Annotated in this window: 23 protein-coding genes; 14 read left to right on the top strand and 9 right to left on the bottom strand. The window is 44.5% G+C overall.

Annotated elements, in window-relative coordinates:
* Nucleotides 1–28: 28 nt before the first annotated feature.
* The 3 genes from ACIGBN_RS16315 to ACIGBN_RS16305 form a co-directional block, all read right to left on the bottom strand.
* Nucleotides 29–1,006, bottom strand: coding sequence for a 2-hydroxyacid dehydrogenase (locus ACIGBN_RS16315; RefSeq protein ID WP_396666592.1), 978 nt, complete (start codon nt 1,004–1,006; stop codon nt 29–31).
* A 9-nt stretch (nt 1,007–1,015) separates the two neighbouring features.
* Complete coding sequence (locus ACIGBN_RS16310; protein WP_396666590.1) at nt 1,016–1,966, bottom strand: sugar kinase; 951 nt, start codon at nt 1,964–1,966, stop codon at nt 1,016–1,018.
* Nucleotides 1,967–2,212: 246 nt separating this feature from the next.
* Nucleotides 2,213–3,223, bottom strand: coding sequence for a LacI family DNA-binding transcriptional regulator (locus tag ACIGBN_RS16305; RefSeq protein ID WP_396666588.1), 1,011 nt, complete (start codon nt 3,221–3,223; stop codon nt 2,213–2,215).
* A gap of 806 nt (nt 3,224–4,029) precedes the next feature.
* On the opposite strand from ACIGBN_RS16305, the gene ACIGBN_RS16300 reads away from it, so the two are divergent.
* Entirely contained in the window at nt 4,030–5,430 is a 1,401-nt protein-coding gene (locus ACIGBN_RS16300; protein WP_343773188.1) for an amino acid permease, read from the top strand.
* A 65-nt stretch (nt 5,431–5,495) separates the two neighbouring features.
* Here the strand turns inward: ACIGBN_RS16300 and cpxA are convergent, their stop codons facing one another.
* Nucleotides 5,496–6,905: an envelope stress sensor histidine kinase CpxA gene (cpxA, locus tag ACIGBN_RS16295; protein ID WP_396666585.1), complete on the bottom strand. Its 1,410-nt coding sequence runs from the start codon at nt 6,903–6,905 to the stop codon at nt 5,496–5,498.
* A gap of 59 nt (nt 6,906–6,964) precedes the next feature.
* Nucleotides 6,965–7,669, bottom strand: a complete 705-nt coding sequence (locus ACIGBN_RS16290) for a response regulator (protein ID WP_396666583.1) — start codon at nt 7,667–7,669, stop codon at nt 6,965–6,967.
* A 214-nt stretch (nt 7,670–7,883) separates the two neighbouring features.
* Between ACIGBN_RS16290 and ACIGBN_RS16285 the strand changes: the two genes are divergently transcribed.
* Both ACIGBN_RS16285 and ACIGBN_RS16280 read left to right on the top strand, forming a co-directional pair.
* Complete coding sequence (locus tag ACIGBN_RS16285; RefSeq protein ID WP_343773184.1) at nt 7,884–8,375, top strand: Spy/CpxP family protein refolding chaperone; 492 nt, start codon at nt 7,884–7,886, stop codon at nt 8,373–8,375.
* 287 nt (nt 8,376–8,662) lie between these two features.
* Nucleotides 8,663–9,085 carry an acyl-CoA thioesterase gene (locus tag ACIGBN_RS16280; RefSeq protein ID WP_396666581.1) on the top strand — a complete coding sequence of 141 codons (423 nt, stop codon included), beginning with the start codon at nt 8,663–8,665 and terminating at the stop codon, nt 9,083–9,085.
* A gap of 77 nt (nt 9,086–9,162) precedes the next feature.
* Here ACIGBN_RS16280 and ACIGBN_RS16275 read toward each other — a convergent pair whose 3' ends face one another.
* Nucleotides 9,163–9,663 (bottom strand): lactoylglutathione lyase family protein, encoded by a 501-nt coding sequence (locus tag ACIGBN_RS16275; protein ID WP_133004447.1) that lies wholly within the window; start codon nt 9,661–9,663, stop codon nt 9,163–9,165.
* A gap of 94 nt (nt 9,664–9,757) precedes the next feature.
* Between ACIGBN_RS16275 and ACIGBN_RS16270 the strand changes: the two genes are divergently transcribed.
* The 3 genes from ACIGBN_RS16270 (at nt 9,758) to ACIGBN_RS16260 (ending at nt 12,652) form a co-directional block, all read left to right on the top strand.
* Nucleotides 9,758–10,642 (top strand): LysR family transcriptional regulator, encoded by an 885-nt coding sequence (locus tag ACIGBN_RS16270; protein WP_396666578.1) that lies wholly within the window; start codon nt 9,758–9,760, stop codon nt 10,640–10,642.
* A gap of 207 nt (nt 10,643–10,849) precedes the next feature.
* On the top strand, nt 10,850–12,172 hold the full coding sequence (locus ACIGBN_RS16265; RefSeq protein WP_396666576.1) for a methyl-accepting chemotaxis protein: 1,323 nt from the start codon (nt 10,850–10,852) through the stop codon (nt 12,170–12,172).
* An 18-nt stretch (nt 12,173–12,190) separates the two neighbouring features.
* Nucleotides 12,191–12,652 carry an Lrp/AsnC family transcriptional regulator gene (locus ACIGBN_RS16260; protein ID WP_396666574.1) on the top strand — a complete coding sequence of 154 codons (462 nt, stop codon included), beginning with the start codon at nt 12,191–12,193 and terminating at the stop codon, nt 12,650–12,652.
* Here the strand turns inward: ACIGBN_RS16260 and ACIGBN_RS16255 are convergent.
* Complete coding sequence (locus ACIGBN_RS16255; RefSeq protein WP_396666572.1) at nt 12,649–13,524, bottom strand: DMT family transporter; 876 nt, start codon at nt 13,522–13,524, stop codon at nt 12,649–12,651. The genes ACIGBN_RS16260 and ACIGBN_RS16255 overlap by 4 nt on opposite strands.
* Before the next feature lie 386 nt (nt 13,525–13,910).
* Between ACIGBN_RS16255 and ACIGBN_RS16250 the strand changes: the two genes are divergently transcribed.
* Entirely contained in the window at nt 13,911–14,546 is a 636-nt protein-coding gene (locus tag ACIGBN_RS16250) for a LysE family translocator (RefSeq protein WP_133004452.1), read from the top strand.
* Between the two features lie 64 nt (nt 14,547–14,610).
* Here ACIGBN_RS16250 and luxS read toward each other — a convergent pair whose 3' ends face one another.
* Together luxS and yjeH are read right to left on the bottom strand one after the other, a co-directional pair.
* Entirely contained in the window at nt 14,611–15,123 is a 513-nt protein-coding gene (gene luxS, locus ACIGBN_RS16245) for an S-ribosylhomocysteine lyase (RefSeq protein WP_133004453.1), read from the bottom strand.
* 59 nt (nt 15,124–15,182) lie between these two features.
* Complete coding sequence (gene yjeH / locus ACIGBN_RS16240; RefSeq protein ID WP_396666570.1) at nt 15,183–16,457, bottom strand: L-methionine/branched-chain amino acid transporter; 1,275 nt, start codon at nt 16,455–16,457, stop codon at nt 15,183–15,185.
* 146 nt (nt 16,458–16,603) lie between these two features.
* On the opposite strand from yjeH, the gene ACIGBN_RS16235 reads away from it, so the two are divergent.
* From ACIGBN_RS16235 to ACIGBN_RS16205, 7 genes are all read left to right on the top strand, one after another.
* On the top strand, nt 16,604–17,035 hold the full coding sequence (locus tag ACIGBN_RS16235) for an Lrp/AsnC family transcriptional regulator (RefSeq protein WP_133004455.1): 432 nt from the start codon (nt 16,604–16,606) through the stop codon (nt 17,033–17,035).
* Nucleotides 17,036–17,161: 126 nt separating this feature from the next.
* Complete coding sequence (locus tag ACIGBN_RS16230; RefSeq protein ID WP_243712072.1) at nt 17,162–18,838, top strand: chloride channel protein; 1,677 nt, start codon at nt 17,162–17,164, stop codon at nt 18,836–18,838.
* Between the two features lie 2 nt (nt 18,839–18,840).
* Nucleotides 18,841–19,263, top strand: coding sequence for a protoporphyrinogen oxidase HemJ (gene hemJ, locus ACIGBN_RS16225; RefSeq protein ID WP_341565370.1), 423 nt, complete (start codon nt 18,841–18,843; stop codon nt 19,261–19,263).
* A gap of 27 nt (nt 19,264–19,290) precedes the next feature.
* Nucleotides 19,291–20,574, top strand: a complete 1,284-nt coding sequence (gene hemL / locus ACIGBN_RS16220; protein WP_396666567.1) for a glutamate-1-semialdehyde 2,1-aminomutase — start codon at nt 19,291–19,293, stop codon at nt 20,572–20,574.
* 80 nt (nt 20,575–20,654) lie between these two features.
* Nucleotides 20,655–21,383: a CDP-diacylglycerol--serine O-phosphatidyltransferase gene (pssA, locus tag ACIGBN_RS16215; RefSeq protein ID WP_396666631.1), complete on the top strand. Its 729-nt coding sequence runs from the start codon at nt 20,655–20,657 to the stop codon at nt 21,381–21,383.
* A 115-nt stretch (nt 21,384–21,498) separates the two neighbouring features.
* Nucleotides 21,499–22,488 (top strand): protein-methionine-sulfoxide reductase catalytic subunit MsrP, encoded by a 990-nt coding sequence (gene msrP / locus ACIGBN_RS16210; protein ID WP_396666565.1) that lies wholly within the window; start codon nt 21,499–21,501, stop codon nt 22,486–22,488.
* Nucleotide 22,489: 1 nt separating this feature from the next.
* Nucleotides 22,490–23,095, top strand: coding sequence for a sulfite oxidase heme-binding subunit YedZ (locus ACIGBN_RS16205; RefSeq protein ID WP_396666563.1), 606 nt, complete (start codon nt 22,490–22,492; stop codon nt 23,093–23,095).
* Nucleotides 23,096–23,187 lie beyond the last annotated feature (92 nt).

Genomic DNA, 23,187 nt, shown 5'->3' with positions numbered 1-23,187 from the left:
GCTTTAGCTTGAAGACATATGGCGATGCTTAATGCTTTAGTAAATGGCCATTTGCGGAATTTTTAGAGACATCGCCTGCTAAGGCTTGAATTAAATTATCGACGGCACAAGACACCATTTTTAAGCGGGTTTCTGTGGTGGCTGAGCCGATATGAGGGAATAACACCGCATTATCGAGAGTGCACAAAGGGGAGTTTGCAGGTAGGGGTTCTACTTCGTATACATCTAATCCGGCCGCTCGAATCACGCGCTTAGAAAGCGCGCTAATGAGCGCTTTTTCATTGATAACCTTGCCCCGTGATCCATTGATAAAAATAGCGCTTTTTTTCATCATCGAAAATTCTTTTTCACCAATTAAATGCTCGGTTTGCGGGGTTAATGGTGTCATTACACAGATAAAATCTGAGCTCTCAAGCAGGGCTTCCATGCTTAGGTAGGTGGCGTTGAGGTCTCGCTCTGCGTTTATATTTCGGCTGCGATTAGTGTATTGAATGGGCATGTTAAAACCAAAGTGTCCTCGTTTTGCAAGCGCATAACCGATGCGCCCCATACCAATAATACCTAACGTTTTACCATGAACATCTGTGCCGTATTCTGCTGCTCCAATGCTCTTAGTCCAGCGTCCTTCACGGACCATATTAGACAGTTCTACCGCACGCCGAGCGGTGCACATAAGCAGGGTAAAGAGGGTGTCTGCAGTGGTTTCATTGAGTACATCGGGAGTGTGCATCAGAGGAATACGACGTTCGGCAAGATAGGCTAGATCAAACTGATCCGTTCCAACGGAAATGGTCGATGCCGCTTTGAGTTTAAGGGCTTTATCCAGCACATTTGGGCCCATAGGGAGGCTACTGCCAATAAGGCCTTCAGCCTCCTTCAACGCGGCAAAAAAGTCGCTCCGATTCGAATCATTGACTGTGTCAAAAAAAGAGATGTCGAACCGAGCTTTGAGTCTCTCATACTCTTGTTCAGGGATGGCTTTGTATAAGAGAACTTTTTTTTTCATCGTTAACGCCTACGCAAGTTCGTTGAGTTGAGCGCGAGTTGGTAAGCCTTCACTGTCGCCGCGAACCTGTACTGCAAGAGAGCCAAATAAATTACCTCTGCGAGTCGCTTGCTCTGTCGATTCTCCATCCAGTAAGGCTGAGATAACACCAACAGCAAAGCTGTCGCCTGCTCCAACAGTATCAATAACCTCTTTGACTGGATAGCCAGCAACCGTAGCAGATTCGCCTGTTGCGGTTTTGTAATACGCTCCTTGGCCACCCAGTTTTACAATCACGGTGTTAACGCCTTGGCTTAGATAAAAATCAGCAATGGTTTCTGGGTCTTCACTGCCAACCAAAATTTTCCCTTCTTCAACTCCTGGTAAGACAATGTCACTGGCAAAGGCAAGCTGGTTGATTGTGTTAACCATGGTGTCAGTATCAGGCCAAAGAGAAGGGCGTAAGTTAGTGTCAAAACTAATACTGCTGCCTTGTTCTTTTGCGAAAGTCAGTGCTTGCTGAACGGCTTCTCTCATGGAGCTTGAAACCGCGGCGGCTACACCAGTCAAATGTAGGTGGCTGCTAGAATGGAATAGACTGCGATCAATGTCTGTTGCATTTAATGTGGAGGCGGCTGAGTTACGACGAAAATACTCAACAGCAGGATCGCTGCCATCAGTTTGTTTTGTTTTCATCATGAAGCCGGTGGCGTGTTCCGCGCTTTCCGCGATAGCATCGGTTCCAATGCGCTCTTTTGCTATGGCTTTTTTAATGAATTGTCCTAAGCAATCTTGGCCAATTTTGCTGATGTAAGTGGTGGGGAAATCTAGGCGAGCCATACCGATCGCCACATTGACTTCTGCCCCAGCAAGAGAGCGGCTAAATTCTTCGACTTCTGCAAGTGGTTCAGGTGTTTTAGCAATAAATAGGGCCATAGCTTCGCCCAGCGTAACAAAAGATGGTGCCGCATTTGTTTGCATTGTGGTCTCTCTTCTAACATTCATGGTGACTATATAGAGTAATTTTTATTGTATTTTGATACTAAATAAGTTGCCTTAGAAAAATGCATCGTAGCAAAATAATAAGAATTCATACGAGAATGATGACCTAAATAACAGACTACTGTGAGTACTTTATTGTATTTATATTGATCACATCAAGCGCCATGACAATATCATGGGATCGGTTCCATGAACAGAGTCTGTCTTTTCTTAGAGGCGTTTTTTCTAGGTAGATTGACGAATAATAAGCTCTGCTGGCAACTGAATGTGTTGTGCTGGCTCTGTATTTCCTTGGATGCGAGTAAGTAATCTACTGCAAGCTTGCTGCCCTATTTCACGGGTGGGTTGTCGCATGACGGTAATCCCCCCTTCAAAAAGTTGCACCCATTCTGGGTCATCGATGCTGATCATGCCGATCTGATGCCCAAGCTTAAGCTGTCGGCTTTTTATGGCTTTGGCTGCCAATAAAGTGGCCACGCCATTTGTGGTGAAAATGGCTTGTTTACAGCCTTTGTGTCGATTCATGAAATCACCGATGGCGGCATTTAGGTGGGCGTCGTTGCTTTTGCTGACTTCAACGAGCTCGTAGGCGATGTCGGAATGCTGCTGACAAAAGGTTTCAATGGCATTGATCCGAGCTTTACGAGGGGCGACGTCTAAAGATTCGGTTACCACCAGAATGGATTGATAGTGCCGAGCTTTTAAATGCTGGCATGCATCCTCGATGGCGGCCTCATTGTCCAGCCCAACAGAATCGAACCCCAAAGACGTGTCAATTCTGTCCACAAGGACCAGCGGGCAATTTATTTGCTTAAGATGGTTAAGTTGAGTTTGTGCCATGTCTGCGGTGTTCACAATAAGGCCATCGACCCGATGGGCTTCAAGTAAGGCCAAATAGCCTTCCTGTAAAGCCGTTTCATTGTCTGTATTGCAAACCATCAACATATAGCCTTGTTGACGACAGATATGTTCTACCCCTTGGAGAATATCAATGGAATAGGGGTTGGTGACGTCGGCGAGTAATAGTCCAATCAGCTTAGAATGCCCCGCTTTTAGCATTCGAGCAGAATGGTTGGGGCGAAAATCGAGATACTCTATTGCGTCTGCAATTTTATCTCGTAACGCATCAGAGAGCTTATCTTGCTCACCATTTAGGTATCGGGAGACACTGGTTTTTCCGACTTTTGCGTAGTTAGCAACATCTGAAATAGTGGCGAAACTTTTGTGGTTCTTCAATGTGTTATCTCACAGTAGAGTCCTGAGTGGGCGATTTCATATTTCAGCCTTCGCCGCTGGGATGACTGTAAACGATCTATTTACTCAGGCGCAATGGTCTTATTGCGCCAAAATGCGAATGAAAATCGCTTAGTATGTTGTTATATAGGGTACTTTTTTGTTGAGTATATGCTGACGTTATTTCTTGGCGTCAGCGGATGGACGGTGTTTTTTCCATTTTCATGCCTTATTCACAGAGTCTCCATTATCTTGTTAGAAAACCTGCAGAAGGCTTGGTTTCCTTGTGATTTGACAGGGCGACGACAGTGACGAGCGACATGATTTATCGTGTTGTTGTTTTCTTTATGAGATGGAAAGCAATTATTTACTGAGCTGAAATTCAGTTTTATGACAGAGTTATTTTCATAACTCTATGTTTCATATCTATTTTTTAATTTTCTATCTGGTCATTCTTATTAAATATGTAACGACTTTGTATGCGTTGATGCAAATAACGACGTCCTGCGCAGTGAATAGGGTGTTCTCAAAGATCAATGGTGAGGATTTTGTCAGGATTTAGGATTATGTAATGACGCTATGTCAGCAACGGTGAGCGGCTTGCTTGAGGTGTCATAAATATTGCTGTAATTATTCGTCGCGATATTGTTACGACTAAGCAGATCTGTCTCGCAACATGGTCAGCAAGACCTTTACCTTGTTCGCTTTTATATCTTTTGTATCAACGACATAGAAAGTGCAATGTTACTAATGTGAGACACCGTCGTATCAATAAGTTCACCTTTTTATAAAAAAAATGAGTTCGAGTAATGGGGAAGTTGACCATGGGTAGTAACACGACAAGTGAACAGTTAGGGGCAGGCCTAACGAATCGACAGGTTTCGATGATCTCAATCGCAGGAATAATTGGTGCTGGGCTGTTTGTCGGCTCTGCTAATGCCATTGCGACAACCGGTCCTGCTATTATTATTTCTTATGCATTAACCGGCTTGTTGGTGCTACTGGTAATGCGAATGCTCGGCGAGATGGCGGTTTCTAATCCTGACTCTGGCTCTTTTTCTACTTATGCGGCTCGTGCTATCGGACCATGGGCTGGTTTTACTATTGGTTGGCTTTATTGGTGGTTTTGGGTGCTCGTGATTCCAGTTGAAGCCATTGCCGGGGCGAATATTCTTCACGCTTGGTTTCAAGGTATTGCCTCATGGGAATTTGCCATTGGCATTATGGTGGTGTTGACGTTATCTAATTTGTGGGACGTGAAAAGCTTTGGTGAATTCGAATTCTGGTTTGCACTGATTAAAGTGGTGGCCATTATTGCGTTTATTATTGCTGGCGGATTGGCCATCTTTGGCTTTTGGCCTTTGGCGAATGTGAGCGGCGTCGCCAGCTTGTATTCCCATGGCGGTTTCATGCCAAATGGTTTTGGCGCCGTATTAGCTGGTGTGTTGGTGACTATCTTTTCTTTCTTTGGGGCTGAAATTGTTACGATCGCCGCCGCCGAATCAGAAAACCCACAAGCTAAAATTCGTCAGGCAACAAAACTTGTTATTTACCGTATAGCTTTGTTTTATCTGCTGTCTATTTTTATCGTAGTGTCTTTGGTCGCATGGAATGACCCGGCTCTTAAGCAAGGCTCTTTTCAGTTTGTATTAACCGCACTAAATGTCCCTCACGCAAAATTACTGGTAGACATTGTTGTCTTGACCGCCGTATGCAGTTGCATGAACTCCGGTTTATACACGGCTTCTCGTATGTTTTATTCACTGGCGCGTCGTGGCGATGCGCCGGCTATCGCTAAAAAACTGTCACCTAGAGGTGTGCCGCGTTTGGCGGTTATTGCTTCGACCATCGCGGGTTTCGTTGGGTGTTTTGCAAGCTATGTGTTTCCGGGGGAAGTGTTTGGTTTCTTATTGTCGACAACCGGCGCGATTGCGCTTGTGGTGTATCTCGTTATTGCTGTCTCACAATTAAGAATGCGCACGGCAATGGAAAAGCAAGGAGACTCTCCAGACTTCAAAATGTGGCTGTTTCCAGGCTTAACATGGGCAACAATTGCGGTGATTTTGGTGGTTCTAGGTTACATGTGCTTCTCACCAGAGTATCGACCTGAAACCTTTGCCACCATTGGGGTTACAGGCATTATGTTGATCTGCAGTTTTATTGTTATTAAGAAACGCTCGACCACACTCGACGGTTTAGTAACAAACTAGCTTGTGACTTTAGGCCAGAAACCTTTTCTAGGGGGCTGGCCTACTTTGAAGTCTGATACACTTTGTCAATCTAACGGCAAATGAATCTCAACCAGTAACCCGCCAAGAGGGCTGCGAGACGCTTGGATACTGCCATTATGTTGTCGGATAGCGCTTTCTGTAATGGAAAGTCCTAATCCTGTGCCACCAGAATGGCGGTCTCTGGCTGTCGATACTCGATAAAAAGGCCTAAAAATAGCGCTCAGTTCTTCTTCTGGAACGCCTTCTCCATTGTCTTCTACTCGAATAATCAATTGATCTGATTTCGCTTCCATGGATACCTGGATGGTATCTTTTCCATAGTAGATGGCATTTCGAATAATGTTTTCCAAAGCACTCACAATAAGTTGTGGGTGGGCGTGAATATTTCGTTGAGGGATATCATTGAACGTCAGGCGTTTCCCCATCTGTTCGGCTTCAAATTGGGTGTCTTCTAGTAACCCTTCCCAAAGAAGTGGTAGCGCTAAGCTCTCTCGATTTATATGGCTGTCTACTTGCATGTGAGACAGTTCCAGCAGTTTACCAATCATCTGTTCAAGCCGCTGTGCTTCGGTATCAATGCGAGTCAATTCTTGGCTTTCTCCCTGCTTTCTAACCGCTAGAGCTTGAGCCATTCTGAGGCGAGTTAGGGGTGACCTTAACTCATGAGAAATGTCAGATAAGAGACGCTGTTGTCGTGAAATCATTTGGTTTATGGCTTCAACCATTTGATTAAAGCTGGCCCCAGCCTGACGAAATTCAGACGTGCCTTTTTCCAGAGTCGGGTCTGTTTTAAATTCCCCTCTGGCAACAGATTGAGCGGCTTTTTCCAATCGACGAGCCGGTTGACTTAGGGCCCAAGAAAGCCAAAGTAATAAAGGGGTGCTCACCAGCATTACCGCAAGCAACAGCTGAAATGGATGGTCAAACAATTGAAATAAGAAGCTAGGAGGGCGGTTCCATCTTTCGCCTACGTACAACTGATACTGAGAACCTGCAAGTGTGATTGGAAGAGGCCCGGACACCATAAAACGGCCATATAATCGTTGTTTTGGTGTGTCTGGCGTATCCACTGAGGTGATAAAGTTACGAATCGCTCGATAAGTAAAATGCGGGGCTCGATATCGAGTCAGAATATCCCCTTTGTCATTGACGATGAAAAACATCGGTGGGGACGATTCTTTGTAATCCCATGCTCCTTTTTTCTTAGGGCGATCGTCGAACTCTGCTTTTACGTCTTCGTCAGGTTGACGCGGTGCGAAGTCATCTTTTTGAAAGGTGTTGTATCTGCTGACTAAATCCTTGGTAATCACTGATATTTTTGTATCGAGCGAAAATTGTTGCTCTATTCGGGTGCTTGTATCGAGCAATTCTTTGTATTTGTCTCTAGGAATGTCTTTTGCTTTACGAGGATCCAAGTGTTGCAGAGCGAGTACTGCCACTAAGACTAGAAACATAGTGAACCAAAAAATCGCGAAGATTCTACCGTATAAGCTGGTTATATTTGGCAGGCGCATCATTCTTCTTCCACTAGTAAATAACCCCGGCCGCGCAGCGTTTTGATGCGTGGTTTTTTGTTCGAGCTATCAGGAAGCTTTTTACGTAGATTAGAAACATGCATGTCTATGGCTCGATCGAAAGCGGCTAAGCGTTTACCTAGAACATCTAAGCTAAGTACTTCTTTGGTGATGATTTTGCCTGGGTGAAGTAAAAAGTGGTGAAGAAGTGCAAATTCTGTACTGGTTAAATCCAGTAGTTGCTGATTGCAATAAGCCTCAAGCTTCCCTGGGTAGAGTTGAATATCTTGGTAGGAGATATGTTCTTGGCGTTTGTCCACTTTACTGTCTTTTTTCTCTTTGATGTGTTGAGCGCGTCGGAGGATGGCGCGAATTCTAGCCAAGAGTTCACGTTCGCTAAATGGTTTAGGAAGATAATCATCCGCGCCCAGTTCAAGGCCAATTACTCGATCGATCTCATCCCCTTTGGCGGTAAGCATCAGTACTGGAACTTCCCACGTTTCGCGTAGCTGTTTTAGCGTTTCAATACCGTTTAGTTTTGGCATCATAACGTCTAATAAAATTAAGTCGACACTGTCATTCATTGCTTCAAGTCCCGCTTCACCATTTTGAGCCGTGGATACGGTGAAGTTTTCGAGTATTAATACTTCTTTCAGCAAGTCGGTTAGTTCAGTATCGTCATCGATTAAGAGAATATGTGCCATTCAATGTCCTTAACAAAAAAGTACTTAGTAAAGCGCGTCCTAACAATCCGCAAGAACAGAACGTTATTTTACTGTGAAATCACAATAGGCGCTGTGCCTTTACGATAATTTACCTTCGATAGACGTCAGTTTACCTAGCAGGTTTTATTCTATACCTCATCGCCACTTCGTTATGAATAGTCATGGTGACCCTATATTTTGAGAGAGGAATAGAATGATGAAAATGATTAAAAAATTAATGCTTGCTACTGTCGTGTTACCGATTGCTTTAGGTTCTGCTGGCGCCTTCGCTGGTGGTGGGAAAGACAATCAGCGTCCATCTATGGAACGTTGCCAAGCTGGGCCAATATTAAACCCTAAAGTGATAAAACGTTTGGATTTAACCGATGCTCAGAAACAGCAAATGAAAGCACTTCGACAAGCGGATCGTGCCGATAGAAAAGCGAAAAGGGATGAGCACGAAAAACGCATTAATGGGCTATTAATGGCCGATAAATTTGATCAGTCTAAAGCTGAAGCCATGGTCAAAGAAGGTCAAAATAACCGTGTTGAGCGTCAAGTACACATGTTAGAGCAGCAGTTCAAGATGCTGAGCATTTTAACCCCAGCACAAAAAGAAAAACTGATGACTCTTAATGAAAAGCATCAGCAAAAATGCGATGAGAAAATGCACCACGGTAAAGGCGACAGAGAACAAGGTGAATAAGCATTTCTTATATTAAAAAAGGTGGCCTCAGGGCCACTTTTTTTATGTCTGATTTTTATGTTTTTATCCGCGCTACCGTCCGTCGGATAGCTTTTTTGTAGCTAAGAGTCATCGATTTAAGAAGGTTCCCAAGAGGGGAGATCTAGTGCACAAAGCGATGCGGTTGAGTGGCGTTTATGCAGATTGTTGAGCAAGTCGATGCCAGTAAAGTCGAGCGATTTTGTTATTTTTTTCTTACCTTTGCCCCAGTAGGATTTTGAGCATGGATGATCAACAGGAAGACAATCATGATAAATAAGGTTCAGATAAAAGTAAGAGGCTACCACCTAGATATTTTTCAACATGTGAATAATGCGCGTTACCTTGAATTCCTTGAAGAAGGGCGTTGGGCATTTTTTGAGGACTTTGGTGTCGGCACAGACATGATGGCGCAAGGCATTGCTTGGGTCGTGGTGAATATCAATATTAACTTTAAAAAAGAAGCGAGTTTTGGGGATGTGTTAGAAGTTCAAACGGCCTTTTCAAAGTTGGGCAATCGAAGCATTAGCATGCAGCAAAATATTGTGAACAGTAAGACCCAGGCGCTTGTCGCCGAAGCCCAAGTTACCTATGTTTGCTTTTCTCAGGCGCGAAAAGAAGCCGTAGCACTGCCAGAAGAATATCGTCTTAAAATTGAAGAAGCGATCATCGGGCTAAATGAGCCCGCATAAGAGCGGTTAAAAAAGGTGCCCTTTGCTATAAAGTAAAGCGCACCCTTATGTGTTGTTGAACGCTTACTCGCTTAAGCTTAGTAGGCGCCAGCGCCGTAAGTTAGCTCGTAACTGTGGCTGTAGATTTCAAGAATGTTTCCGAAAGGGTCTTCCATATAGATCATGCGGTATGGCTTTTCCCCTGGGTAGTAATAGCGCGGCTCTTTCATGCGTTTTTTCCCACCTGCGGCAACAATTTTCTCTGCTAGCTCTTCAAGGTTTGGATCTTGTACACAAAAATGGAAAATACCAGTCTTCCAGTATTCGAAATTATTTTCAGGGTTTTCCTGATGTTTGAATTGGAATAACTCGACACCAATACGATCGCCAGTGGAAAGGTGAGCGATGCGGAAACTTCCCCACTTAGCCCCAAAGACATCTGTACACATTTCACCAATAGGGCTGTCGTCTTCGACGATTTCTGTTGGTTTCATGATTTCATACCAGCCTAATACGTCTGTATAAAATGCGACGGCTTTCTCTAAATCTGGGACCGAGATACCAATATGTGAAAAGCTTCTAGGGTACGCATTCGCCATTCTTTTTCTCCTGTTAGTGAATTTAATAGCAGGTTACAGGCTTCTTTAAATCATATAAAATTATTAAAAATTATAAATATGAGAAAATTTTGTAATGATCAATCCCACTTGGTTAAGAACCTTCTGCACTCTCGTGGAACGAGGGCATTTCACTCGCACTGCAGAGAAGCTGCATATGACTCAATCTGGGGTGAGTCAACATATACGAAAATTAGAAGAGCACTTCGACACGCTTTTGCTAATGCGAGAAGGAAAGCAGTTTTCTTTGACCGATGCTGGAGAAAGGCTTTATGACGAAGCGCACCAGATCATTGCAAACCTGTCTGATCTTGATTCTAAAATCAGAGAAGACGCAACATTTGCAGGCGTCGTTCGGATCATGTCGCCAGGCAGCATTGGTCTTAAGCTGTACCCTCATTTATTGATGCTGCAACAGGCGTTTCCTCGTTTGATAATAGATTATCGGTTTGCTCCTAATTCTGATGTTGAGCAAGCGTTGGCCGAGCGAAAAATTGACTTTGGGATAATGTCTCGTCGCTCGACGTTGAAAGAGGTGGACTGTCAATTGATATCCAGTGAAGCCTTGCTATTAGTGACTCCCGCCTCTTTGCCTGATCCACATTGGCAGGGGTTACTTGAGCTTGGCTTTATTGATCATCCAGATGGCACACATCATGCTAGCTTACTTTTAAGTCAGAACTTTACTGAATTTCAAAACATGAATATGTTCGAGAAAAAAGGCTTCTCTAATCAAATTGGCTTAATTCTTGAACCCGTTAGTCGAGGGCTGGGGTTTACTGTATTGCCTTCCCATGCGGTGAGTGCGTTTGCTAAACAATCGTTGATTTGTACAAGTGAGCTTGAAAAGCCGGTGAAAGAATCTCTTTATTTGAGTTTGAATCACAAAAAGTACGTGCGAAATCGAACTCAAACTGTCATCAATGAGGTGAATAATTGGCTAGAAAACGAGAATAAATAGTTGTGCGATTCGTTGTGATTGTGGGAAATTAAGTGACTTAGTATATTGGCAGTTTATTGAGTTATAACAATAACTAATGGAGATGGCTTAAAAAGCACCCGTATGAGCTGCGCATTTGGTGTTATCTTTTTGTGAATTAAATTGTAAGTTTATAGCAGTGGTTTTATATAGACTATTTCGAAGTAGGTTAGCGGCTAAAGGACAGGGATGATGTTTGGACGGAAGAAGGCTCAACGAGAGAACGACCTTTTACAACAAGAAGTGTTATCACTTCGCCAAGTGCGAGACCGCTTGGATCGAGAAATGCTAAGCCTGACGTTATCCGCCTCAGGTGAAGTGATCAAGGTTAATTCGCTGTTTTTGGATGAACTTGGTTTGAAAGAAGAGACTGTTTTGGGAAAGAAAATGGTCGACCTTGTCCCAGAAGATTTAAGAGATACGACTCACTTTGCATTAATGAAAGACTCGATAGCGGCGGGAAAGCATTGGTCTGGGGCGCTTCAAGTCGCTAGAGAAAATAGTAGCAATGCGTGGCTTAGAGCCATCATACAGCCTGTCAAAATGCTGGATGGGAGTATCGATTACATTTCCGTTCACGCCAACAACCTGACGCGTACAATAGAATCATCGATTGAGCATGAGAACCTGATTAAAGCATTGCAACGCTCTACCGCCGTGGTTGAATTTGATTTAGAGGGGCTCTTTATTACCGCTAATGATAAATTTCTTAAATCGATGGGGTATACGAAAGAGCAGCTTAAGGGGAAACATCACCGTATGTTCTGCTTACAAGAGGATGCGGACTCAGAAGACTATCAAGCCTTTTGGGAAAAACTGAAGCGTGGCGAGTTTGTTGCAGGGCGTTTTCAGCGTCTTGATAGTCGCGGTGAAACTGTGTGGTTAGAAGCGTCCTATAATCCGATTTCAAATGCACATGGTCAGTTTTATAAAGTGGTAAAATTTGCCTCAGTTGTAACCGATCAAGTCAATCAAGAGTTGTCGATTGGTCATGCCGCCAAATTGGCTTATGAAACCTCAAAAGTGACGGATGAAACAGCCATTAACGGTAGTCGTATTATCAAAGAGACGGTTTCTGTTATGCAGGAGTTAGCTGATCAAATGACCTCGGTCTCACAAGGCATTTCAGATCTTGATGAGCAGTCTGAAAAAGTAGGTAATATTATTAAAAGTATCGGTGATATTGCTGATCAAACAAACCTGCTGGCACTCAATGCCGCTATTGAAGCCGCGAGGGCCGGTGAATACGGGCGAGGTTTTGCCGTCGTTGCAGATGAAGTTAGGTTGCTTGCATCAAGAACAACAAAAGCAACGGAAGAAATTGTAGACGTTGTGCTGCGCAACCAAGAATTAGCAAAAAATGCCGTGGGCATGGTGGAAAGCGGCCGTCAGCAAGCTGAGCGAGGGTTGGCGTTAGCAGGCGAGGCGGGCGAGGTTATTATAGACATTCAAAAAGGGGCTAAAGAAGTGGTTGGTGCCGTGAGTAAATTTGCCAACTACATAAAACCTTAATAAAACGACGGGGGAATTGTGGACAAGACAAATTGGAAGTTGCTCAAAGCGTTAGAAAGCAATGCCCGTCTCACCTACGCCGAGTTGGGGAAGCTGGTTCATCTTTCTGCCCCTGCTGTTGCCGAACGGGTTCGTAAGCTTGAAGAGTCTGGGGTGATCACCGGCTATGGTGCCAAAATCAATTTAGAAAAAGTGGGTATTCCGATCACGGCGCTGGTGGCTTGTCATGTTTATCGAACCAAAGAGCGTGAGTTTAAAGCGCTAATACTCAATCTTGATGAAGTGATCTCTTGCCATAATGTCACAGGGCCTTACGCTTTTGTACTAAGAGTCGCTGTACGCTCCATGTCCTTATTGGATGAATTGCTGGAGCGTCTCATTGAGTTTAGTGATACCAACACCATGATGATTTTAGCGTCGCCTGTGGTGCGAGAAATGCCTGTTAATATTGAGAAAATGGTTATTTCAGAAGAATATTAAGGTACGACGACAACCGTTTCTTTGGGGCTTCTTGGCCACTGGCTAACTATGATACCGATTAGAATGAAGCCACACCCAATGAGCGCGCGAGTCGACAGTGTTTCTCCCATCAGCATCCATCCACCTATCACAGAAAAAACACCTTCCGTGGACAGAATCAATGCACTTACGCTTGGTGAGACATTCTTTTGCCCTAACGTTTGCAGTGTGAAGGCAATGCCTGATGATGCCACGCCAGTATAAATTAATGGCCACCAAGCAAGTTCAAACCCTTTTAATGTAGGGCTTTCTAGTGTTAATGCTGTGAGGCAGGCCAAGAGAGTCGCGACCATAAACTGCACTATTGATAAAGGCAGTGCGGATACATAACGGGATAAATAGGCGATAATCAGCACGTGAGCGGTCCAGAAAAAGGTGCCAACCAATTCGATAGCATCGCCTTTGTTGATACTGAAGTTAGGCCCAACCGTTAGGCAATAGAGACCAATAATCGCCAACACAACCCCTACCCAAAGATTAGATTCGGTTTTATGACCGAGTAGAATGCCAGCAATAGGCACCAGTACAATGTACATGCTGGTAATAAAGCCTGCATTTCCTGCCGTTGTATATTGTAAGCCTACTTGTTGGAACGTTGAGCCGAGGAAAAGACAACACCCCCCAGCGATTCCCCCTAACCATAATTGCTTAGCGTGTTGGCTTTTTTTGGGCTTGAAGATGAGCAGTAAAGGCAACAGTGACAGCGTCGCTAAGAGAAATCGTGCCGCATTAAAACTGTGTGGGCCGATAGAATCCATCGCCACACTTTGGGCTACAAAGGCAAAGCCCCAAATGGCGGCCGTGGACCATAAAAAAAGATGGGCAATAGACATAATAATCCTCTGATGGTTTTGTGTAATAACGTACTTGTCAAAGCTGCGCAGTTAAGTCAGGCAATAGTACGGGGCGGACTCATTTGCCAACAGTGGAAAAAAAGGGTTCTTTTGCGCTTTCGCTTTGGATTCCAAAGCAAAAGATAAGGTTGGCTTTGTTTTGCTAACCGGTAGCGTTTTGGGGTGTTTTTTTTGCGTTCCCTTCATCAAATAACGTCTTTTCGCAGGACATGAGAAAGAACCTTGCTCTGTGCACTTTTTTCCGTTGAAAACGCCTTTTTCGCAGCTGACAGCCAACCATTTACAGAGTACAGTCGAGCGCCTTTTTTCTTATTATTAAATCGTCACTGACGATTTTTTTGCTGACTTGTGTAGGTTCGATTGTTATGACATTTAGTGTGTGGTTGACCATGGCGCCTTTGTTGATGTTGCTGTCTTTAGGGCCAGGTCCCAATAACTTTACAGCGATGCATAATGGTATTCAGGTGGGAGCCAGAAAAGCGGTGATTGCCGTGGTGGGGCGAAACCTAGCGTTCAGTATTTTGATGCTGGTGTCCGCACTAGGGTTGGGCGCCGTTATAGTGTCCTCTGCTTTTTGGTTTAGCGTGGTGAAATGGGTTGGTGTCGCGTATTTGTTTTATGTTGGTATCAAAACATGGCGTAGCGCCGCGGTTGTTTTAGAAGAACACGAGACTGAAAATGGCACCAAGGCAAAGCGAGGTCACCAAGCGAGAATGCGTCAAGAATTCTTAGTGGCGATTAGCAATCCTAAAGCGATTTTGCTGTTTACCGCGATTTTCCCACAGCTGCTAGATTTGAGTAAATCCGTGCCTGAGCAGTTTTTTTGGATGGGAGTGACCTTTTGTTGTACCGAATTTATCGCGGCGTATGTTTATGCGATGAGTGGCAAGCAGATTCGTCGTTTGATTCGGAGTCCAAAAGGCTTGCGAAATATGAATCGAGGCATGGGTAGTGTGTTTGTTTTAGCGAGTGCTTTTTTGGCAACAGCGTCTCGAATCTAATCAAAGATAAAAAAAACGGAGCATGATGCTCCGTTTTTTAGACTAATAATCCGCTCGCTTAAGATTAGCTGTGTTCTTTTAAGAACTCTTCGCTAAGGTAAAGCTCTTCGTTAGAGTTTACTTTCACGTCACGGTCTAGAATCATTTTGGCAATCTCTTGAGCTTCTTCTAAAGAGTGCATTTCGTAGGTACCGCACTGGTATTCGTTTAGCTCAGGGATGTCGGCTTTTGCTTTTACGGTTAGCACATCTTCCATCGCCGCTTTCCAAGACGCCGCAACCACTTCTTCAGAAGGTTGGCCCACTAGGCTCATGTAAAAACCAGTACGACAGCCCATTGGAGAAATATCAATGACTTCTACGTTGTCGCTGTTCAAATGGTTGCGCATAAAGCCCGCGAACAAATGCTCTAAAGTATGAATGCCCTTTTCAGATAAAATCTCTTCGTTAGGAACACAGAAACGAAGGTCAAATACGGTAATTGTATCGCCTTTAGGGGTAGCCATGGATTTCGCAACACGAACGGCTGGTGCGTCCATGCGGGTATGGTCAACTCGAAAACTGTCTAATAGTGGCATCTCTTGTCTCCTTTACAGATAAAAGCCGTTAGCGCCTTTTATGCATGAATTTAATGGCGTCATTGTACATGAATTTCATGGTCTAGCATGAGGTTTTTCCTGCCTTTGTAATATTCAAAATACATTGCAATAGCAAAAATAGACAAGGCAAAGAGCATACTGACGCCAACAAAATACGTCATCAGTAAACAGGTTGTAGACGCCATAAAGCCTAACCATTTCTGATGGCTAGGTAGAAGTTTTAATGAGGTGATGCAAGTGAGTGTGTAGATAAGCAAAAAGGCCCCGTTGGTCATCTCTATAAACCAATGCAGAGACCATTCAGAGAAATAGCTCAAAAGAATGGACGCGAGCGTTAACCCCGTCACCAAATAGACAGCGTAAATCGGCGTACCTTGTTTTGACAAATACGAAAAAGCGCGCGGCAGTGCTCCTTGAGATGACATGGATTGCACCATGCGAGCGAAACCTAATAAATACATGCCAGTGTTGGCGAAAGCGATGATGAAAGCGCCAATGGCAAACAGCTTTTTAGAAGGCTCTCCAAAAATTTGTCCGACCAATAAAGCCAGTGATTGGCTATTCGTAATTTCATCGCCATAGGTGTGGTGCTGAGTAATTAATAGAACCAAGGCGAGATACAGGGCAATAACAATGAGCATGCCGCCAAGCAAGGCAATGGGGAAATCTCGTGCTGGATTTTTGAATTCAGCCCCCATATGAGCCATGACTTCAATACCGATAAAACACCAAAAAATAGTACCAATCGCCAAGGATGCCGTTTGCCATTGTGACCACGATAGTGGTGTCTCTATGGTGTGAGTTGCGCCGAGTAAATCGCCTTTCCAGGATAGAAGCACCACCACAGTAATTAAAGCAACGACGACCATGGCTTGAAATCGTGAGGAGTTTTTTATTCCGGCCAAAGCATACAGGGCAGTGGTAAAGACAGTTATGATGCTTAGTATGAAAACGCTGTCTTGTTGAAGGTTAAGCGCCACGGCTAGATAAGCCGCGGCAATGTTGATTGCCACCGCAGGGCCTACAAACAAAATGCTTAAGAAAAGCCAGCCGACGGCTTTCTCTGCTTTCTTTCCGAACGCACGACCAATGTAATGAGACGCTCCGCCGGCAGAAGGGAAACGACTGCCTAACAGAGCGAAAACAAACGCCACAGGCAACACAATGGCGGTGGTAATTAGCCAGGCATAAAGCGCGAAACCGTTAGCCTGACTGACGGATAAAGCGGGCAGCAGCATTAAGCCAGTACCAACAAAAGTGGTGACTGTCATTGCTATGCCTTGCAAAGGCCCCAAAGTGCGCTGATATTGCATTGAGTTAATCCTGACAATGTAAATGAATGTGGCATAGAATACGCCATATAGCTGGGATATAGACCTAGCATAATGAGGTTTAAGACCGTCAATTTGCAGCTTTTAAGTGACAGCTTGTAGGGTTGCGGTGCCATTGAGAAGACAAAATGCAGTTAGATAAATACGATAAAAGAATAATAGCCTTGCTGGTGGAAGATGCTCGACAGTCAGTGTCAGACATTGGCAGACAGATTAATCTGTCTCGCTCTGCCGTGACCGATCGCATCAAACGTATGGAAGAAAAAGGCTATATTACGGGATATCATGCGCACATTAATTACGGTTCTGCGTTAGCCGTCAGCGCGTATTTCTCGATCACTTTTCGGCCGTTGTCGTGTGAGCTTATCCAGCCTTATATCGATGCATTAGCGGAGGTTAAACTGGCACACTCTATTAGCGGCGATGTGGATTTAATGTTATTGGTAGAAGCGCCGAGTATGACTCGGTTAAATGAAATCCGTAGTGAAATGGATCAATGGCCAAATGTGGCTAAAGTGGTCACACACATGTGCTTGTCGTCTCGCCTTGAGCGTGTTTGAGTTATGAGTCACACGTTCTTCTAAACGCATTTAAGTTTTACTCTGTCGATAGGGAGGTCTGCTCTGAGTGAATTCAATTTAAAAGAAAAATGGCGACAGCAACGGCGCTCAAATGATGACTTATTGGTGCTGTCTTTATTGGGCGCGGTGTGCGGCTTGCTCAGTGCGTTAGTCATGGCACTGCTGTATTGGCTTATCATGTCGCTCAGTCATTTGTTTATGGCTGGCGGTAGCGAGGCGTTCGAGAGTCTGCCGATTGAATTGCGCGCGGTCATTCCTATTGTTGCCTGCTTTATATTAGCGGTTATTTTTACCTTGCTTCCCTCTAAACTTCGCAGTGTAGGGGTTCCCTATGTTGTAGAGCGGTTGAATTATCATCAAGGCATTCTTCCTGTGTTAAATGCCGTCGTGCAATTTTTTACCGTGGCAATTAGCTTGATCGGGGGCTTGTCTGTTGGTAAAGAGGGGCCAGCGGTTCATTTGGGGGCGACCTTTGGCAGTTATCTTGCGCAAAAAGGCCGTTTGCCTCAATACGGCGTTGAGACGTTAGTCGCTTGCGGTGTTGCAGGCGCCATTGCTGCCGCGTTTCAAACCCCTGTAGCAGGCGTTTTGTTTGCTTTTGAAGTGATTTTTATTGAATACCGTATGGGCATGGCGTTGCCGGTTTTGTTGTCTTCGGTTGTTGGTATGCTGGTGAGTGAATATTTACTTGGCAGCATTGAAATCTTTGATATTGATCATTTGTCTACGGCGCAGTTCACTCCTGACTTTTTTCTTGCTTGTCTTGCTCTGGTTGGCTTTATAGTGATATTGGCCTTTCTTTTTTTGAAAGTGCAAAAAATCTTGTGGCGAATCGGAAAGGTGTCTGTTTGGTGGCGTTTTTCTTTGGTTGCATTGGTCACTTCCATTGTGGCTATTTATTTACCAGAGGCGTTAGGCGGAGGCTACGACTCACTGCTTTCTTTACTGTCTGGTCAGGTCCTTGTTAGCTCTTTGTTGGTTATCATAGTCGTGAAAACGCTGCTTACTTCTGTGTCAATTGGATTGGGGATTCCCGGCGGCATGATTGGCCCTACTTTTGTGATTGGTGGGCTAGCTGGTGCGCAGGTGGCTTTTTTGTTTGATAGTGTGCTGTCCCATAATCATGAAATGGCCTTGTTCATTTTATTAGGCATGGCCGCTATGATGGCGGCTTGTTTTCAAGCGCCTCTCACGGCATTGATTGCCATGATTGAAATGACTCATACATCAGAAGTCATTGTTCCTGCGATGCTGGTTATTGTCTTATCGTGTTTGATCATGCGGCTCTTGTTTCGGCAGGACTCTGCGTTTGTGCAGCGCTTAGAATACGTCGGCTTATCTTCATCTGTGAGTCCTTTTCGCCGTTATTTACGACACCATACGGTCACCTCGGTTGCCGAGCCTGTGGTGGTGCTGCCGGCTCATGAGTCCATAGAGCGACTAAAAGATCTTGGCTCAAGTGTGGTAGACTACGTGGCTTTTGAGTCGGACGGTAAGTGGATGTTGGCGCGTCGAGAAGCCGTGTTGAGTGCGTTGCAATCGATTCATTTTGGGCCTCCTCCATTTTTGGTTGTTGATGATGATCGTATTTTAATGGATTTAACAAAAGCGTTAGACTACACCCCATCAATGGTCATTCCTGAGCCCACTTCTTTAGAGAAAATGCTCTCTTGGTTTCAGACTTCGGGTCGAGCGGATGTATTGGTAGAAATTAAGCAAGGAGATAAAATGTGTTTAGTATCTCGTCGGCAGTTAGATCAATTTTTATTGAAGGATAATTAACTATGTTGTGGATAAAGGCGTTCCACGTGATTTCTTTGGTGTGTTGGTTTGCCGCACTTTTTTATCTTCCTAGGTTGTTTGTTTATCATGCAAGCAGCACGGATCAGGCGAGCATTGATCGTTTTAAAATTATGGAAAGAAAGCTTTATCGGGGCATTATGACGCCAGCCGCGATAGCTACCGTAGTTTTTGGTATTTGGTTAGTCTCATACAGTCCGTCTTATTATCTAAGCGCGGCTTGGTTTCATGCCAAAATCACCTTGGTTATTATTTTATTAGGTTATCATCATGCCTGTGGACGTTTGTTGAAAAAGTTCGCAGCAGACCAAAATACCCGAGGGCATGTTTTTTATCGTTGGTTTAACGAATTCCCAGTCATCATACTCATCGCTATTGTTATTTTAGTGATTGTTAAGCCTTTTTAACTTTGATTTGTAGAGTCGAGATATATTATGAGTCGTTCAGAAGATTTGTACGCAAGAGCACAACACCGTATTCCTGGTGGCGTAAACTCCCCAGTAAGAGCATTTAATGGTGTCGGCGGGACTCCGGTATTTTTCCATCAAGGAAAGGGCGCTTACCTTTTTGATGAAGATAAAAAACGCTATATCGACTATGTTGGGTCTTGGGGGCCGATGATTCTTGGTCATTCTCATCCTGATGTATTAGACGCCGTACGTGAGCAATTGGATTTAGGCTTAAGCTTTGGTGCACCAACAGAAGTCGAAATCACCATGGCAGAAAAAGTCTGTGAGTTGGTTCCTTCGATGGACATGGTTCGCATGGTGAACTCTGGTACTGAAGCCACTATGAGTGCGATTCGACTGGCTCGCGGTTACACGGGACGTGATAAAATTGTCAAGTTTGAAGGTTGCTATCATGGCCATTCAGACTCCCTGTTAGTAAAAGCAGGCTCAGGTGCATTGACGTTGGGCGTGCCTAATTCTCCAGGTGTTCCTGCTGATCTGGCACAACATACTTTAACTTTGCAATACAATGATATTGAAGAAGTGAAGCAGTGTTTTGCCGAGTTGGGGGATCAAATTGCTTGTATTATTGTTGAGCCGATTGCTGGCAATATGAACTGTGTTCCACCGGTTACAGGATTCTTGGAAACGCTTCGAGAAGTGTGTGATGAATCAGGGGCTGTGCTTATTTTTGATGAGGTAATGACAGGCTTTCGAGTGGCGCTAGGTGGTGCTCAAGAACGCTTTTCTATTACGCCAGATTTAACCACGCTAGGAAAAATCATAGGGGCAGGTATGCCTGTTGGTGCTTTTGGTGGCAAACGAGAAATCATGTCGCACATTTCTCCTTTAGGCCCAGTGTATCAAGCGGGAACCTTGTCGGGTAATCCAGTTGCTATGGTGGCAGGTCTTGCGGTATTAAATAAAATCAGTGAGCCAGGCTTTCATCAGACGCTAGGCGAAAAAGCCAATCGTTTAGTTTCTGGCTTAAAAGCGGCGGCGGATGAGGTCGGTATTCCTTTTTGTGTGGTCAATGAAGGTGGCATGTTTGGCTTCTTCTTTACGGACGCAGAGAAAGTGACGCGCTTTGCGGATGTGCAAAAATGTGATGTTAAGCGTTTTGGGGCTTTTTTCCATCATATGTTGGAAGAAGGGGTATATTTTGCCCCAGCGGCGTTTGAGGCGGGCTTTATCTCTCAAGCACACACAGAAGAAGACATTGATTTTACTATTGAGGCTGCGAAACGTTCATTCGCAAAGTTACTATAATGAAGAAAAAGATTGAAAAGGTATTCGACATGCCCGTAGAAGAAACGGAAAAAAGTCCTATAGAAGGGGCTGAAGGGGAAATGGACGACACAGTAGACAGTGAGCAAAAGCAACCACACCGAGGTGTGTACTTGCTGCCTAATCTGTTTACAACGGCGGCTTTGTTTTCTGGTTTCTATTCTATTATCGCGGCAATGAACGGTGATTTTACCCATGCCGCTGTAGCGATCTTTATTTCGATGGTGTTTGACGGGCTAGACGGGCGAGTGGCTCGCTTAACTCGAACGCAAAGTGCGTTTGGTGCGGAATACGACTCGCTTGCTGACATGGTCTCTTTTGGTATTGCCCCTGCGCTGGTGGCTTTTACTTGGGCCTTGGCGCCATTAGGCAAAGTCGGTTGGATTGCGGCTTTCATTTATGCCGTAGGCGCGGCGTTACGATTAGCGCGCTTTAATACCATGATCGGCATCGAAGATAAGCGTTACTTTACCGGATTACCAAGCCCTGCTGCGGCGGCCATTGTGGCAAGTGTTATTTGGGCCGCCAATGACAGCGGAGTGTCAGGAGAAAGCCTCGCGACCGTGATGGCGCTCTTGGTTCCGATTACTGGATTGTTGATGGTAAGTAATGTCAAATTCCGCAGTTTTAAAGATTTGGATGTAAAAGGACGCGTGCCTTTTGTTGTATTGCTTATTGCGGTGCTGGTTTTAGTCTTTGTTGCTTTAGAGCCAGCCATTGTTCTGATGGGTGTCTTTTGTCTGTATGGCCTTTGGGGCCTACTTGGTGTCGTGTCTGAACGGTTTCGCTAGTTTTTAATCTTTGTATCTAAAGGCCCAGTTTGTGCAACAAACTGGGCCTTTTTGCATTTTTAGGAACTAGTCCAGAGGAGGAGAGTCTATTTTTGATTATTAGAGGAGCCTAGCGATGTTGATTAAAAATAAAAAACGTTCTGATTGTTCTGAAGCAGAAGTCACCCCTGAATCCATTTATCTAAACCGCCGTCAATTTATGAAAGCCTCAGGCGGTATTGCGCTAGGTGTGAGTGCCAGTAATGTATTTGCTGCGTTACAAGGTGGGAACTCTCTGCGTCCTCCCGCGCCCCTTAAAGAAGCCTTTGCTCAGATTATCCAAACCTCATACGGTAAAAGTGAGACACCTGCGCCTTATGATGTTGCCACAACCTACAATAACTTTTATGAATTTGGTTATGGAAAAGGGGACCCTGCTGAGCGAGCGGGGAACTTTAATACTCGACCTTGGACCATTACAGTAGAAGGTGAAGCTGAAAATACAGGTACCTTTGATCTAGACGACATCATCAAAACCTCTGCACTGGAAGAACGGATTTATCGACACCGTTGTGTGGAGGCGTGGTCGATGGTTATCCCTTGGGTTGGAGTGTCACTTTCAGACGTTCTGAAGCGCTTTAAACCGACATCAAAAGCCAAGTATGTGTATTTTGAAACCCTTTATGACCCTAAACAAATGCCAGGACAAAATGGCGGGAGTTTAGACTGGCCGTATCGCGAGGGGTTAAGAATCGATGAAGCGATGAATTCCTTAGCGATGTTCACCGTCGGTATGTATGGAAGTATTTTGCCTAACCAAAATGGGGCGCCGGTAAGATTGGTTCTGCCCTGGAAATACGGATTTAAAGCAATTAAATCGATTGTTAAAATTCGCTTTGTTGAAAGCATGCCATTAACCACATGGAGTTCATTAGCACCCAGTGAGTATGGTTTCTACGCAAACGTGAACCCTAATGTAGATCACCCTCGTTGGTCTCAAGGTCAAGAGCGTCGTTTACCTGGCGGCTTATTATTCCCTAATGTGATCGATACACAAATGTTCAATGGCTATCAGGATGAGGTCGCTGATCTGTATTCTGGAATGGATTTGAAGAGGTTCTTTTAGCGTGTCTACTTTCTGGGATCGAAAAGAAAAGCCTATTGTCGCCATTGTGTTTGCTTTGCCGTTTTTTTGGATGCTGGCTTCCTTGTTTATGGGGCGCTACTTTCCTGACCCCGGAAAGTTACTGATGCCATTAAGTGGCTCTTGGGCTGGAGTGGCTGTTGTCTCTGTTTTGGCTTTAACGCCACTGGCAAGAATAAAAGCGCTGAAGGTGTTATCTCGTTATCGTCGATTTGTGGGATTGACCGCTTTCTTTTATTCACTGTTGCACCTAGTTATTTATCTGGTGCTGTTTGCGGGATTAAGTTGGTCTTGGATTAGCTCGGATCTTATCGAGAAGCCTTATATTTACGCTGGTGTGCTGGCGCTTGTGATCTTCTTTTTATTGGCGATTACCAGTACCAAGAAAATGATGCGCCGCCTAGGGAAAGATTGGAAAAAACTGCATCGCTTTATCTACCTTGCTGCTTTAGCGGTTATTGCGCATCTATGGTGGCAGGTGAAAAGTGATGTTTCGACGGCACTTTGGTTTTCGGTATTTTTGGTTCCTCTATTAGTGATGCGTTGGGAGCAATTTCCAGTGCTAAAACGTCTTTTCAAAAAAAACTAAGAAAGTGTTAAAAAGTGCTTGCGCTAATTTTTTCAGAATGTATTATACGCACCCACTGACACGGACAACGACGCAAACAAGAGTTTGCCACT

Origin of the sequence: Marinomonas sp. NPDC078689 (assembly GCF_044542435.1) — a bacterium.
Taxonomy (GTDB): Bacteria; Pseudomonadota; Gammaproteobacteria; order Pseudomonadales; family Marinomonadaceae; genus Marinomonas; species Marinomonas arenicola.
The sequence above is the reverse complement of the archived record's forward strand: the minus strand, read 5'-3'. Positions and strand labels throughout refer to the sequence as shown.

Excerpts from the sequence above, each read along its gene's own strand:
- ACIGBN_RS16315 (WP_396666592.1), bottom strand. The coding sequence starts at position 1,006 with ATGAAAAAAAAAGTTCTCTTATACAAAGCCATCCCTGAACAAGAGTAT.
- ACIGBN_RS16310 (WP_396666590.1), bottom strand. The coding sequence starts at position 1,966 with ATGCAAACAAATGCGGCACCATCTTTTGTTACGCTGGGCGAAGCTATG.
- ACIGBN_RS16300 (WP_343773188.1), top strand. The coding sequence starts at position 4,030 with ATGGGGAAGTTGACCATGGGTAGTAACACGACAAGTGAACAGTTAGGG.
- cpxA (WP_396666585.1), bottom strand. The coding sequence starts at position 6,905 with ATGTTTCTAGTCTTAGTGGCAGTACTCGCTCTGCAACACTTGGATCCT.
- ACIGBN_RS16290 (WP_396666583.1), bottom strand. The coding sequence starts at position 7,669 with ATGGCACATATTCTCTTAATCGATGACGATACTGAACTAACCGACTTG.
- ACIGBN_RS16285 (WP_343773184.1), top strand. The coding sequence starts at position 7,884 with ATGATGAAAATGATTAAAAAATTAATGCTTGCTACTGTCGTGTTACCG.
- ACIGBN_RS16280 (WP_396666581.1), top strand. The coding sequence starts at position 8,663 with ATGATAAATAAGGTTCAGATAAAAGTAAGAGGCTACCACCTAGATATT.
- ACIGBN_RS16275 (WP_133004447.1), bottom strand. The coding sequence starts at position 9,663 with ATGGCGAATGCGTACCCTAGAAGCTTTTCACATATTGGTATCTCGGTC.
- ACIGBN_RS16270 (WP_396666578.1), top strand. The coding sequence starts at position 9,758 with ATGATCAATCCCACTTGGTTAAGAACCTTCTGCACTCTCGTGGAACGA.
- ACIGBN_RS16265 (WP_396666576.1), top strand. The coding sequence starts at position 10,850 with ATGATGTTTGGACGGAAGAAGGCTCAACGAGAGAACGACCTTTTACAA.
- ACIGBN_RS16255 (WP_396666572.1), bottom strand. The coding sequence starts at position 13,524 with ATGTCTATTGCCCATCTTTTTTTATGGTCCACGGCCGCCATTTGGGGC.
- ACIGBN_RS16250 (WP_133004452.1), top strand. The coding sequence starts at position 13,911 with ATGACATTTAGTGTGTGGTTGACCATGGCGCCTTTGTTGATGTTGCTG.
- luxS (WP_133004453.1), bottom strand. The coding sequence starts at position 15,123 with ATGCCACTATTAGACAGTTTTCGAGTTGACCATACCCGCATGGACGCA.
- yjeH (WP_396666570.1), bottom strand. The coding sequence starts at position 16,457 with ATGCAATATCAGCGCACTTTGGGGCCTTTGCAAGGCATAGCAATGACA.
- ACIGBN_RS16235 (WP_133004455.1), top strand. The coding sequence starts at position 16,604 with ATGCAGTTAGATAAATACGATAAAAGAATAATAGCCTTGCTGGTGGAA.
- hemJ (WP_341565370.1), top strand. The coding sequence starts at position 18,841 with ATGTTGTGGATAAAGGCGTTCCACGTGATTTCTTTGGTGTGTTGGTTT.
- hemL (WP_396666567.1), top strand. The coding sequence starts at position 19,291 with ATGAGTCGTTCAGAAGATTTGTACGCAAGAGCACAACACCGTATTCCT.
- pssA (WP_396666631.1), top strand. The coding sequence starts at position 20,655 with ATGGACGACACAGTAGACAGTGAGCAAAAGCAACCACACCGAGGTGTG.
- msrP (WP_396666565.1), top strand. The coding sequence starts at position 21,499 with ATGTTGATTAAAAATAAAAAACGTTCTGATTGTTCTGAAGCAGAAGTC.